Source organism: Candidatus Binatia bacterium (assembly GCA_029243485.1).
Lineage (GTDB): Bacteria > Desulfobacterota > Binatia > UBA12015 > UBA12015 > VGTG01.
In genome coordinates, this window is sequence record JAQWRY010000086.1 from 293,021 (window position 1) to 306,183 (window position 13,163).

Annotated in this window: 8 protein-coding genes and 1 pseudogene; 7 read left to right on the forward strand and 2 right to left on the reverse strand. The window is 67.6% G+C overall.

The genetic code is table 11. From position 1 onward, the window contains the following. The first annotated feature begins 1 nt into the window (after position 1). From P8R42_26120 to P8R42_26145, 6 genes and pseudogenes are all read left to right on the forward strand, one after another. Positions 2-1,345 carry a hypothetical protein gene (locus tag P8R42_26120; GenBank protein MDG2308068.1) on the forward strand — a complete coding sequence of 448 codons (1,344 nt, stop codon included), beginning with the start codon at positions 2-4 and terminating at the stop codon, positions 1,343-1,345. After that, positions 1,342-2,358 (forward strand): MoxR family ATPase, encoded by a 1,017-nt coding sequence (locus tag P8R42_26125; protein ID MDG2308069.1) that lies wholly within the window; start codon positions 1,342-1,344, stop codon positions 2,356-2,358. The genes P8R42_26120 and P8R42_26125 overlap by 4 nt, the downstream gene beginning before the upstream one ends. Further along, positions 2,346-3,305 (forward strand): DUF58 domain-containing protein, encoded by a 960-nt coding sequence (locus P8R42_26130; protein MDG2308070.1) that lies wholly within the window; start codon positions 2,346-2,348, stop codon positions 3,303-3,305. Before P8R42_26125 ends, P8R42_26130 begins: the two co-directional genes overlap by 13 nt. 31 nt (positions 3,306-3,336) lie before the next feature. Then, entirely contained in the window at positions 3,337-5,343 is a 2,007-nt protein-coding gene (locus P8R42_26135) for a BatA and WFA domain-containing protein (protein MDG2308071.1), read from the forward strand. Next, the gene (locus P8R42_26140) at positions 5,343-8,000 is read left to right on the forward strand and encodes a VWA domain-containing protein (protein MDG2308072.1); all 2,658 of its coding nucleotides are present in this window, start codon (positions 5,343-5,345) and stop codon (positions 7,998-8,000) included. The genes P8R42_26135 and P8R42_26140 overlap by 1 nt, the downstream gene beginning before the upstream one ends. Before the next feature lie 96 nt (positions 8,001-8,096). Next, a pseudogene (locus P8R42_26145) lies at positions 8,097-8,321 on the forward strand (ferredoxin family protein). Between the two features lie 177 nt (positions 8,322-8,498). On the opposite strand, the gene P8R42_26150 reads toward P8R42_26145, so the two are convergent. Then, positions 8,499-11,534, reverse strand: coding sequence for a hypothetical protein (locus P8R42_26150; GenBank protein MDG2308073.1), 3,036 nt, complete (start codon positions 11,532-11,534; stop codon positions 8,499-8,501). Positions 11,535-11,723: 189 nt separating this feature from the next. Between P8R42_26150 and P8R42_26155 the strand changes: the two genes are divergently transcribed. Further along, positions 11,724-12,263 (forward strand): hypothetical protein, encoded by a 540-nt coding sequence (locus P8R42_26155; protein MDG2308074.1) that lies wholly within the window; start codon positions 11,724-11,726, stop codon positions 12,261-12,263. Positions 12,264-12,308: 45 nt separating this feature from the next. On the opposite strand, the gene P8R42_26160 is transcribed toward P8R42_26155, so the two are convergent. Next, the gene (locus P8R42_26160; GenBank protein ID MDG2308075.1) at positions 12,309-13,139 is read right to left on the reverse strand and encodes a CbbQ/NirQ/NorQ/GpvN family protein; all 831 of its coding nucleotides are present in this window, start codon (positions 13,137-13,139) and stop codon (positions 12,309-12,311) included. Positions 13,140-13,163 lie beyond the last annotated feature (24 nt).

Here is a 13,163-nt window from a genome sequence, read left to right on the forward strand (position 1 = left end):
CTTGGAACCTCTTTCGAATCTGGACCGCGTCGCGGGCAGGCTGAACCGCCTCGCCCTGCAGCGCGCGATCTACCGAACGCTGGGGCTCGCTCTCCTGTCGGCAGCTCTCCTTGCGCCCGCCGCACTCTGGCTCTCCGGCAGCACCTTCCTCGCCGTGTTCGCCGGCCTCGTCGCCCTTTGCCTGGGCGTCGCGACCGGTTCGTTCTGGACTCTCCGGTCCCACTGGGCGAAGCGCGCGGAAGCGGCCAGGTGGGTGGAGCACGAGGTCGATCTCGACGAGCGCCTTCTCACCCTCGTGAGTGCACCTGACGAGCTACGGAAAACACCGCTGTGGGCCGAGCTCGAAACGGACAACGCCCAGCATCTCGACGATTGGCAGAACGAGAAGCTCAACATCCCCGCCGTCCCGGCGAACGTGATCCTGCTGGCGGTCGGTCTGATCGTGGCGATCCTCGCGCTGGCGCCGGGAGGTGGCGACGCCGACTTGCCTCCACCGCCGCCCAGCTTCCTCGCGGACGCCGAGGAGCCCCCGCTTCGCTCGGGCGCGGTTCCGGTGCCGGGCACCGCCAAGGCCGCTGGCGAACTCTCCGGGGACGGGGTGACCGAAGAAGGCGACGCGCCCGGCATGGCCGCGAGCAACCTCACGGCGGTGAAGGCCCAACTCGGTGAGCGGTTCGCCAAGTCCTTCGTCGCTTCGCAGCTGGGCGGCGGTGGCCAGAAGGAAGAATCGGACGGCGAAGAAGCCACGGGGATGCGCGGCGACCTCCCGGAGTCCGACATGGGCGACTCGAACAACAACGAGGGCGGCATGACGCCGCCCGAAGGTCTCGGTCACATCGTTCAGGACGACGCCGACGACGGCGGACAGACCGTTCGCCGCTTCGAAGCCGAGGGCGGCGGAGGCACGACCGGCTCCTCCCAGGGCGGCGTTCGCAAGGGCGAGGCCCCCGAGCAGGGTGAGGCGAGCGGCTCTCCCTCCGAGAGCGACGGCGAAGAGAGCGAACGAGACCCCGACGCCCCCGTGATGGTGTCCGAGGACGACACCAAGATGGTCCCGGGCTCCGGCGGCTCCGGGCCAGGCGACATGCCGGGCACCGGTCCGCTCCTCGCGGGCTCCCCCCTCGACCTCAGTGGCGGTCGGCGCGTCGCGCGCTTCTCGCTCGCGCTCGGTGCCATGTCCGACACCGATCCGAACGGCGAGGGCGGAACCATCGACAGCGACGTATACAGCCACATCGCCGAAGGCGAGCGGGGCGAGCAGGAATCCGACGCCGGCGTTCGGCATGAATCCATCCCTCCCGAGTACGAGACCGTGATCAAACGCGTTTTTGAAAGGAACACATGACCGCACAAGCAGCCGACACCGGAGAGCTCCCGACCCCCGCCGAATTCGCGAAGGCCTTCGAGGCGGTCGAGAAAGAGATCGGCAAGATCATCGTCGGCCACACCGAAGCGCTTCGCCAGATCCTCGTCGCCTTCTTCGGCGGCGGGCACGTCCTGATCGAAGGTGTCCCCGGCATCGGCAAGACGTTGATCGTTCGCTGCCTGGGCGAGGCACTGGGCCTCAGCTTCTCGCGCGTGCAGTTCACGATCGACCTGATGCCCGCAGACGTCACGGGAACCCGGATCCTCGAGGAGTCCGCCGGCGGCGGGCGCACCATGAACTTCGTGAAGGGACCCTTGTTCGCGAACGTGATGCTCGCCGACGAGATCAACCGCGCCACGCCGAAGACCCAGTCGGCGCTGCTCGAGGCAATGGCCGAGTTGCAGGTCACCGTCGCGGGCACCACCCACCCGCTACCCTCACCGTTCTTCGTCCTCGCCACGCTGAACCCGATCGAGATGGAGGGCACCTATCCGTTGCCCGAGGCCCAGCTCGATCGCTTCCTGTTCAAGGTCCCCCTCGCGTACCCCAGCGTCGAAGAAATCCGGGAGATCGTCCGGGAGACCACCGGCGCCGTCGAGGAGAAGATCGAGCCGGTGTTCGACGTCGAACCCGACAAGCGGGTGAACCAGCTCCGCCGGCTCGTGCGCCAGGTCATCGTCGCACCGGAGGTCGAGAACTACGTCGCCCACCTCGTCCGCGAGACGGTCCCCGAAGTGACCGAGGACGATCGCGTGAAGCGCTACGTGAGCTTCGGCTCCTCGCCCCGAGGGGCGCAGTCACTCGTTCTCGGCGCCAAGGTGATGGCTCTGCTCGCCGGTCGGGTGAACGTCGCGTTCGCCGACGTCGAGTCGGTCGCGCCGGTCGCTCTGTCCCACCGCATGGTTCTGAACTTCGCCGCGGAGGCCGAGGGCATAACTCCTCGTTCCATCATCGAGCACCTGCTCGAGTTCGGGAAGAAGTGGCAGCGCTGAGTCCTCCTGGCACCGCGACGGGCGAGAGGCTCGTCGATCAGGTGCTCGCACCCGGAACGATGAACGCGCTCACCCGTGTTCGACTGCGGGTGTCGCATGCGAGTGGGGAGCGCCCGGGGCATACCCGCGTACGCAATCGCAGTGACGCGACCGGCAGCGAGTTGGACCGCCACGTCCCGTACTCGCCCGGCGACGATCTCCGGCGGATCGACTGGGCGACCTACGCCCGCCTCGGGGAGCTTCTCACGCGGAAGTTCGTGGCGGAGCGAGAAGTCCCTGTCTGGATCCTGATCGATACGAGTCCGTCGATGGGACCGGCCGGCGCCTCGACCAAGATCGACATGGCCGCCGCCGTCGCGGGCATGCTCTCGGTGGTCTCCCTCTCCGGGGGCGATCGACTCTACGTCGGAGCCCTTCCCGGACGTGCGGGTCGTCGCCAGGGGGGCCTCGAAACCCTCGGACCGCTTCGCGGGGGCCACGGCCTGAACCAGATTCGGGGGTTCCTCGAGACACTCGAGCCGTCCGACAGCGAAATCGACTTTGCCCCGGCCCTCGAGCAGGCGTTGCGCCACATCCACCACGGATTGGTCGTGCTGATCTCGGACTTTCTCGTTCCACCCGATCACATCACGCCCGCGCTCGACGTGATCCGCTCGCAGAAGTGTGAAGGCAAGATCGTCCAGGTCCTGTCTCGAGAGGATCTCGATCCGTCCTGGCTCCGCGGCCAGGACAAGATCATCGATCGCGAAACCGGCGAGGAGTACACGATCGAGCCCTCGGTCCAGACCTGGAAACGATACGAGGATGCCCTCGGGACACACCTCGAGGATCTGAAGCGCGCGGCTCTCGAGCGTGGAATGTCCACCGTCGTCACGCTGAGCGACACCGGGTTGGAGCGCTTCCTGCGTGAAGAGCTCCCCCGCCTCGGACTCCAGTTGGTGCGCTAGTGCATCGCCGTCGACTTAGGGTGAACTAGGCATGGGCTTCGAGAACCCCGCATGGCTGCTCGGTGTCGGCCTGATCGCACCGCTCGTCTGGTTGTACCTGCGGGTGCGGCCGAAGCCGCCGGCCATGGTGTCGAGTCTGCGGATCTGGCGACACGTGCCGTCGCCTGCGGCGCCACCGCGACGGCGGCCGAAGCTGCCTCCGGTGTTCTTTCTCCAGGCGCTCCTCATCGTCGTGAGTTCAGTCGCGCTCGCGAGTCCCTATCGGAAGGAGCCGCGACCGCCCGGTCCGCCGCGCGACGCGGTCCTCGTCGCGGACGTGTCCGCGAGCATGCAGAGCCGGCACGAGGGCTCCACCCGCTTCGAAGCTGCGATCGACAGCGCGCAGGCGCGGGCGGTCGAGCTTTCGGGCGAGGGCAGACGCATCACCGTCGTCCGCGCGGGCCCGCAGCCCGAGGCGCTGGGGTCCGGCCTCGACGGCGCCGCGGCGCGCGCGAAGCTCGAGGAGCTCGAACCCCTCGACACCTCGGCCAATCTGACAGCGGCCATCGAACTCGCAGCAACACTCGCCGGGCCCGACGGGTCGATCGACGTCTTCTCAGACACGGCCGCGAGCGGGATCGTGATGAGCCGCGACGCCCGCGCCATCGCGGACATCCACACCTTCGGTGCGAGCGGCGAAAACGTCGCGGTGACCGACGTCCGCGTTCAGACTAACCCGTTCGACGAAGAGAGCGCGGCGCGGCTCCTGGTCACCGTCCGGAACTATTCGACCGCAGCGCGAGAGGTCGGACTCGAAATTCTTCCCTTGGGAGACATCGAGAAGCCGGTCGCGGACGAGACCGACGCAACCGACGCCGAAAAAGCCGCCGGATCCGACGAAGCGGAGGCGCCCGCGGACGGCGGGGAAGCCGCCGAAACCGAGATCGGGCCTCAGCTCGTTCACACTCTCACCCTCGAGCCGCGCGGCCAGGAGATCGTGAGCGTCGACGGGGTCCGCTGGGCCGGCGCTTTCGAGGCTCGTCTTTCGGCCGACGACGATCTCGCACTCGACGACGTCGTGTTCGGCTACATCCCGCGCGGCCGATCGGTCGACATCCTCCTGGTCAGTGACGACACCAAGCTCGCGACGCGCCTGGTCTGGCTCGCCGAGCGCGCCGGATCATTCGCGGTCCGTACGACCACACCGCAGAACTACGATCCGCAGGACGTGGGCGAGATCACCGTGTTCGATCGGTTCGTCCCCGAGCTGCCGCCCCCATCGAACGTCGCCTACCTCGCTCCGTCGAGCGGCAACGCCGACGTCACGGTCGTCGAGCAGACCGGCGCGACGAAGGTTGCCGAGCGCCGCGAGCACTCGCTGCTTCGTGGCGTCACGACGACAGAAGGGTTGCTCGGCAAAAAGCCCGTCGGCCTCGCGCCCGGAGCGCTCCGCCCCGTGCTCCTTGGCCGTAGCGACGGCCGCGAGATCGCCCTCATCCAGGCCGGCGAAATCGGCGGACGCCAGATCGTCACGACCGCGTTCCGAATCGACCCCGCTAAACTCACGCGGGCGGACGATCTCCCGAGCCTCATCTTCACGCTGAACCTGCTCTCGTTCCTCTCCCCCGAGTCGATCGAGGCGCCGCTGCTCCGGACCACGGGCGAGCGACTCCGGGCAGGCTCCCGGCTGGCCGCTCCCATCGAGAAGGTCGAGGGTCCCGACGGCTCGCACCGGCTCGGCGCCGGCGCCGACCTGACTCTTGAGCGGGCCGGCGTCTACGAAGCTTCGAGCCGAACCGGAACCCGCCCAATGTACGTCAGCTTCATCGACGCCACGGAATCCGACATCCACAGGGAGCCCGACGCCACCGCAGCCGATGAGCCCACGACCGACTCGCCGACAAAGACGACGGCGGCCGACGGCGATGAGGCGAACTGGACCGAGATTCCCTACCTGCGCGAAGTCCTCCTGGTCGTCGCACTTCTTCTTCTCGCGGAGTGGCTCTTCGTAGCCGCCGTGGCACCGGGGCGAGCCCGCTCCGCCGGAACGAAAGCCTGATGCTCGAGCCCTGGCTACAACTCGGTGACGCGGCGCTGGCGTTTGCCTCTCCGAAGTACCTCCCGTTCGCGCTCGGCGCGATCGTCATCCTCGCCCTGGCCGTCGTGACGCATCTGCGACGCCGCAACGCGTATCGCGACGGGAGCCTGGCGAGCACGGACACCGCCCGACTGTGGATCGCCACGACCCTCCGGACGCTCTCGTACCTCGCCGTTGTCGCGGCGATCTCCGGCGCGACGCTGGTGGAGACCGAGCGAGAGGATCGCCTCGAGGTGGTGGCTCTCGTCGACGGGTCGGAGAGCATCCCCGCCACCGAGAACGCGTGGATCCAGGCTTGGCTCGCTGAACTCGCGGGCGGCATGCGCCAGGACGACGCTCTTTCCATCCTGCGATTCGGCAGTGCCCCCGTGCTGGAAGCCGGTCCCGGAGCGCCCTCGCGCGAGCCCCAGGCCGCGGTGGACGTCGAGCGGGGCGGGACCAACCTGATGGCCGCGATCGAGTCCGGCGCCAACTTCGCGACGCGCAGTGGCGGAAATGGTGTGGTCGTTCTGCTGACCGATGGAAACGAGACCGCCGGCGACGCCTCGGCGGCCGCCGAAAGCGCGCGGCGCCACGGAGTCCGCGTCCATCCGATCGTCCCACCCCGCTCGCAGGCTCCGCTCGGCATCGAGCACATCGGGGCTCCGAAGATGGTCCGCTCCGGCCAGGAGATCGACATGGCCGTGGCGATCACGAACCGGTCGCAGAACACGCACGAGGCCGACCTCGTCGTGCGCCACTTCGACAAGGAGCTCGGTCGGGTACCGCTGCGTGTCGGCCCGGGACGCTCCGTCGTCGACGCCGTGGTTCGCGCCGGGCCGCCGGGACACTACGGCATCTCGATAGACCTCGAAGGCGCGGGCAACGTGACGTCGCTGCAAGGTACGCGAACAGCCTCGCTGACGGTCCTTGGCCCCCCGCGGATCCTCCTCGTCTCCCCGTCGTCGGCGCTGACGCCGTTGCTGGAGAACGCGGGCTTCCTCGTAGAGCGACGGCCCGATCTACGGGACGTGGACGCGGCCGACCTCGCCCCGTTCCACGCCGTGGTCCTCGGCGACGTCGCAAGCGTGGACCTTCCGCAGGCGGGCCAGGTGGCGCTTGAACGCTACGTGCGCGATCTCGGAGGCGGGCTCATCCTGGCTGCCGCGAGCGGGCTCGTCGCGGACGAGAACCTTAAGGACACCCCGCTCGCGCGGCTCCTTCCAGTGAAGATCGAGAAGCAGGAGCCCCGCAAGCGGGTGCGCCAGCCTTTCGCCCTGTTCCTCATCATCGATCGCTCGTCGAGCATGACCTACGGGCTGCAGCTGAGCGAGCTCCAACCGACCCGAATCACCTACGCGCGCGACGCGGCGCTGACGCTGATCGATCAGCTCGAGGACCGCGACTGGGTCGGCGCCGCGGCGTTCGACACCGAGACCTCGCTGCTATCGGCCGTCGAGCCCCTCTCGAAGAATCGCGAGCAGCTCACCGACATGATCGCCCGGCTCGTGCCGAGCGGGGGCACCGATTTCAAGGAGGCTCTCGAGATCGCGACCCGCCAGCTCCTCGCGCAGAGCCTCCGCACAAAGCACATCATCCTGCTCACGGACGGCGCGAGCATCCGCCCGAAGGCCGAACACGACGCGCTGATCGAAGGGCTCGCCAAGTCGGACGTCACGGTCACGTCGATCCGGATCGGCGACGACAAGGACAGCTACGACCTCATCCGGAACATCGCTGAGGCGACCGGCGGGCACTTCTATCACGTGAAGGACTCGACCTCGCTTCCCGATCTCATGATCAGCGATACGCGGCGCCGCGCCGGCCGTGAAGACGACGGCCCGAAGGACGTAGCGTTCCGCCCGCGCATCCGCACAGGCGACGCCGAAGCTCTGGGCGGTCTCGTCACCAAGGACATGCCGCTGCTGCGGACATTCGCGAAGGTGCCGCTGAAAGACGGAGCGCAAGAGTGGATCGGCGCGGATCACGGCGAGAAGCCGGCCCCCATTCTCGCCGGTTGGCAGAACGGGCTCGGCCGCGTCGCCGTCTTCACCGCCAACCCGACGCGGGAGTGGCAGAGCTGGGGGGGCGTCCGTCGCTTCTGGTCCCAACTCATCCGGTGGGCCGCGCGCCCCGAGAGCGCCGAGGAGCTCAGGCTCGCGGTTCAGAATCAGCGCGGCCGGACCGTTCTGGAGATCGACACGTTCGACCGGGAAGAGGGAACCTCGCTCCTCGTCCGACTGTTCGGCCGGGACGGCGGAACCCACGAACTCCGGCCGACTCCGCTGCGACCGCGCCACTACGAGGTCGAGCTTCCTGCCGTCGAGACCATCGAGCCCCGGGTCGAGATCGCGATCGAGCGCAACGGCGAAGTCGTCTTCACCCGCGACGAGTGGCTGCCTCAGGCATCGGCAGCCGCCCAGGCCCGCCGCGAGGACCCCGAGGCGGAGGCCAACATGGCCCTGCTAAAGCAGATCGCCGAGGTCACCGGCGGCTCGGTCAACGCCCCGATCGACAAAATTCTGAAACGGGCCCCAGCCGACCGACAGATCACCTTCCCGCTGGCCTACTGGCTCGCCCTCGGCGCGTTCGGACTGGCCCTTATTGACATCGGAGTTCGGCACACTCGGTTCGAATGACCGCGCCGCCCGGTGCTTTGCATCGGGGAACGTGCTCGTTATACCTCCGATCGGCGGGCCGAATCCGGGGCCGCAGCACCACAATCAGGAGGAATCATGGCGTACATCATCACGAGGCTCTGCCGCGACTGTGTGGACACCGGCTGCGTCGCGGTTTGCCCCGTCGACTGCATTTACGAGCACACCGGCTCCGACAAGGAAACGTTCCCCAACCAGCTCTACATCCACCCGGATGAGTGCATCGACTGCGGTGCGTGCGAGCCCGAGTGCCCGTGGCAAGCCATCTTCGAAGAGGTCGCCGTGCCCGAAGTCTTCAAGGAAGACACACCCTTGAACTACAAGATGATGGACAACGCGGACGACTTCGCGGTGAAGACGCACGACAAGACCGAGCACCCGAGCTCGGACCAGATCGACGAGAACAAGAAGAAGTGGGGCCTCACTTCCTGATTCTGAACTCGGCCGGGTGATCGGTTCTGCGAACCCACCCGGCCGGCTTCACCCCCCTCGAGTCGCCTCCGAGTAGATCTTGGGCAGCTCGAGCGGAAGAGCGCCGATCTCGTCGATGACGAGGTAGCGCTTCTCTTCACACATCTCGCGCAGGTAATCGTTGCCGGCGCGATCGACTGTGATGCAGAAGGTCGAGATGCCGCTCTTCTGCGCCTCGCGCAGAGCCATCGCGGTGTCCTTCAGGCCGTAGACGTTCGAGCGACGATCGTCCCCGTAGTCGAAGTCCTGGGGGAACCCGTCCGAGAGCAGGATGAGATGCTTCGACCGCGCGACGATCGGTCGGAAGTACGTGAGCGCCTGGCGTAGGGCCGCTCCCATCCGCGTCGAACGCTGCGGCTCGATGCCACCGATCCGACTGCGCACCCCCATGGTCAGTGACTCGTCGAAAGACTTCACCGAGAAGAGCTCGACCTGCCGCCTGCCGTGGCCGGAGAACCCGTAGATCGCGTACAGATCGCCGATCTCCTCGAGCGCCTGGGACATGATGACGAGCGCTTCCTTCTGGATGTCGATGATTCGGCGCCGCTTCGGCTGGGGCGGGTGGATGGCGAAATCGAAATCGTCCTCGTCGGTGGGCTCGGCGGGAGGCGGCGGCTCGGTCTCCTCATCGGTCGACGCGGACATGTCGAGCAGGAACAGCGTCGCGACGTCGCGCTCCTCTCGCTTGCGGGCCGTGTAGAGCTTCGACGACGTGTCGTGTCGCGCCCGGAGGTCCGCGCGGGCTGTCACGACGGCGTTCAGGTCGAAGTCCTCCCCGTCGAGAAGGCCCCGCAGGACGCGGTAGCCCTCCGGCTTCACCCGCTGGAACTGACGGCGGACCTCGGGCAGCAGCTCCCGATGCTCGGATAGCGCGGCCGTGAAGAACGAACCGCTGTCCCCATCGACCTCCACGTCGTGCACGTGGCACCAGCCCACGCGGTAATCCTCGATCCGGTGATCCCACTCATCGTGAAGGTGCACGCCCTTGGCTTCCCGGGTTGGGCGTTGGACCGCGAACATCCGATCTGCGGATTCTCCGCTCCGATCAGCCTTGTCTCCATCCATGCCCGAACCGGTGAGACCTGCGACGAACAGGCCGGTGGGATCGATCGCCCCCTCGGACCGCTGCACGGTCAGGTCCGGGTTCTGCTCGAGGTAGGCCTTGAGGAGCTCGGGATCGAGCGGGACACTCGGCGAGGTTTCGTCCGACCGCTGGCCCTTGCCGTCGCGCGGTTCCTGCACGATCTCGGTCGGATCACCCGCGTCGCCGGGGGCGGCGGCCGTGTCGTCGTCCTCGAGGTCCAAGAGGTAGGCAAGGGCCGGATCCTCGGCCAGGAACTCCTCGAGCCCATAGACCTTCACGAGCTCTCCCTCGGAGAGCATCCGGCTGAACAGGGTGGTGCAACGGGCCGTGTCGTAGACCGTCGCTTCGCCCTCGTGGGCCGCGCGGGCGAACGTGCAGACTTCCGCACCCTTCACGTCGCCGAGGTTCACGCGCTCGACCGGTCCGCCCAAGGCCAAGTAGAGCATCGCCGCCGAGGGACCGTCCTCGGGTTGAATCTCGTCGGTCGGGAACACTCGCTTCCGGAGCTCCACGACATCGGCCGCCAGACCCGGGTAGCGCTCCGCCAGACGGGGCATGATCCGCGCCGCTTCGAGGTGCATGAAGAGCCCCGCGGCGGCCTCGGGCGATTCGAACCGACGGAAGAACTCGTCGAGCCCGCCCTCGTCCTCGGTCTCCACCCATTGCCGGATGTCGAAGTCGAAGGTCCCCTCGTATTTCCAGAGGGTGGCGAGCGTCGCCTGCAACTTCATGAGGGTGAAGTTCTCTTCCCAGATCGGGAACACGTTCACGCGCTCGCTCACGGGGACCGTCGCTCCGTCGGTCGCGATGGGAGCGAAGAGCCCGCGCGCCTCGACCGGCACCACCGGCAGCCGACCGCCCTCCAGCAACTGGAGGTAGCCTCGGAGCGTCGTGTCGATGTCCTCCAGTACGACCGCGGCATCGTGTCGGGTAAGGAACGCTCGGGCGCCGCGGGTCTCGAGGCCGAAGAAGGCCTCGGCGGCGACAGGCTGGATCTCGGCGAGAGCCAGACCCTCACGCACGAACGCTTCCAGATCGTGTCCGTACCCGACCGCGTCGCCGACACGCAGCACCGCCCGCAAGAAGCGCGGCGCCGCCGCCCGCGCCGGACCCGCGATCTCGTTGGCCAGATCCAGAACCATCCACCGAGCGGGTTGATCCAGACGACGCAGGACCGGCCCCACGACCTCGAGCGCGTCCAGGAGTTGCGTCGAGTCGCCGGCGAGCGAGCGAGCGAGGGTGACGACCGCGGAGCGGCTGTGGCGCGGCGTTCCCTCGAGGGCGGCAGGCGCCGCCTCGAACACCTTCCGTCCGCCGATCCGGTCCGCGGCCGAAGCGCGCGTTGCGAGATCCACCGCATCCGCCAGTTCCTCGTCGGAGAGGCCGGGCGCCGCGGGGAGCATGTCGAAGTGCCCCCCCGTTCGTCGGGATCCGAAGACCGCGGCCTCGCAGTACCGGGCCCAGGACTCGATCACGTCGCCGCCCCGGGTTGAGATCGCGGCGCCGGCAGCGGTAGCGAACCGCGGCACGAGGGGATCGGTCCGATGGCGCTCCGCGAGCCCGGCCACCGCAGTCGCGCATCCCGGGAGGCGAGCGGCGGCAGGCCGGTCCGCGAGCCCTTCGAGGGAAGCGACCCCGAACGCCTGTGCGGCGCGGACCGAGTGCGCCCCGATTTCCTCGATCCCGGTGCACCAGTCCCGGATGCTGGTCGGATCCAGCCCCTCGATCGCAGCGACAGGCAGAGCGACCAGGGCGAGCCCAGCATCGCGACCGGCGCCCTCGAGCTCGACGACACGCCCCAGTGACTCCGCGTAGGCCAGGGTCCGGTCGGCGCCCATCGATGCGCCGAAGTCCGCCGCGAGATCCCGGATCCGTCCCGCAAAGCCGGGGCTCCGTGCTTCGAGCGCTTCCGCGAGACGGAGCAGCGCCGAAGCCGGCGCACTGTCGTCCGCGTGGCTCATCCCACCTCGATTTCGCATTCCCCCGCGAAAACCGCCAGGAAGCACACCGAACGTCGAGGGCCGAGCTACCGGGTCCGCCCCAGGGAATGCGGCCGAAGAGCCTAGCCGGTTCCCGCTAAAGTTCCCGCCCTCACCACCCGATGTTCTCAGCAGGTCGGAGTGGGTCCGGCCGAATGTGGGAGGATAGCCATGCTTATCAGATCCAGTGTTCTCGCTCTCGTTGCGGCCCTGTCCCTGTCCGTCTCTGTTGATTCCGTTCAGGCACAGGAAATTCCGCAGCCGTTATTCGGAAACTGCTGTTCGTGCAGTGCTGCGATCAAGTTTCGTCCGGCTCTCGATCTGCTCAAGATCGGCGCCCGCGTCCTCCCTACGCCGACTGCGGTCATCGATCCGGTGGCCACGGGCATGACAATCGATCTGAGCAACGCCGACGGCGGTCTTCTCTCGACTACGATTCCGCCGGGCGCGTTCGTCGCAAAGAACGGCGGCCAGAAGTTCATCTACAAGAACAAGGCGGCTCGGCTGACGGGCGGCGTTGTGAGCGCCGTTGTCCAGGAACGGAACGACCAGCACGGTGGCTGGTTGATTAGCGTGAAGGCCTACGGAGACCTCTCCGGCGCCACCCTGGCGGAGATGTCGACCGACGTCGCCATCGGCACGTCATCGTTCTTCGACACCAGCGATTGGGATCAGCGATCCAAGGGTTGGCGTAAGAAGTTCCAGCAGTAGAAGCGACTGCGCTGCCTCCCTACCCGGTCGGGGCGCCGCAACGCTTCACTCTGCGAACAGCGCGGAAACCAGCTCCGACACCTGCCGGAGCATCTCGGGGTCGTCAGTGAGCGAGTTCGTCACCGCGACGGTGCAGGCCCGTCTGGGCGCGAGCCCCTTGGCGATCAGCTGGCCGGCGTACACGAGGAGCCGCGTACTCACGCCCTCGCCCAGGCCCGAGCCTCGCAAGTGCCGCACCTTCTCGCCCAGGGTCGCGAGACTGAGCGCGGTATCGGCATCGATACCCGTCTCGTGGCGGACGATCTCTGCCTCGCGGTCGCGCGGCGGGTAGTCGAAGTCGAGGCTGACGAAGCGCTGCCGCGTCGAGTGCTTCAAGTCCTTCAGGACGCTCTGGTAGCCCGGGTTGTAGGAGATCACGAGCAGGAAGCCGGGATCCGCCTCGACGATCTCACCGCGCTTGTCGATCGGCAGGATCCGCCGATGATCGGTGAGCGGATGGATGAGGACGATCGTGTCCTTCCGCGCCTCGACGACTTCGTCGAGGTAGCAGATCGACCCGGCGCGCACGGATTGCGTCAGCGGACCGTCGATCCATACCGTCTCGTCGCCTTGGATGAGGTACCGGCCGACGAGATCAGACCCGGTCAGATCTTCGTGGCAGGCGACGGTGATGAGAGACGGCGCGCCGCCCGGCCGCGGCTCGTCGCCCATGAGACGATGCGCCATGTACTCGACGAAGCGCGTCTTCCCGCAACCCGTCGGACCCTTGAGGAGAACCGGCAACCGGCACTCGTAGGCAGCGGTGAAGATCTCGATCTCGTCGTGGATCGAAAGATAGTAGGGCGCGCTAGAGGGCGCTTCGGCGGTAGTCGTCATGTGCGCTTTCGCTCGGACCGAGAG

Coding starts and splice junctions, on each gene's coding strand:
- P8R42_26125 (MDG2308069.1), top strand. CDS start 1,342: ATGACCGCACAAGCAGCCGACACCGGAGAGCTCCCGACCCCCGCCGAA.
- P8R42_26135 (MDG2308071.1), top strand. CDS start 3,337: ATGGGCTTCGAGAACCCCGCATGGCTGCTCGGTGTCGGCCTGATCGCA.
- P8R42_26140 (MDG2308072.1), top strand. CDS start 5,343: ATGCTCGAGCCCTGGCTACAACTCGGTGACGCGGCGCTGGCGTTTGCC.
- P8R42_26150 (MDG2308073.1), bottom strand. CDS start 11,534: ATGAGCCACGCGGACGACAGTGCGCCGGCTTCGGCGCTGCTCCGTCTC.
- P8R42_26155 (MDG2308074.1), top strand. CDS start 11,724: ATGCTTATCAGATCCAGTGTTCTCGCTCTCGTTGCGGCCCTGTCCCTG.
- P8R42_26160 (MDG2308075.1), bottom strand. CDS start 13,139: ATGACGACTACCGCCGAAGCGCCCTCTAGCGCGCCCTACTATCTTTCG.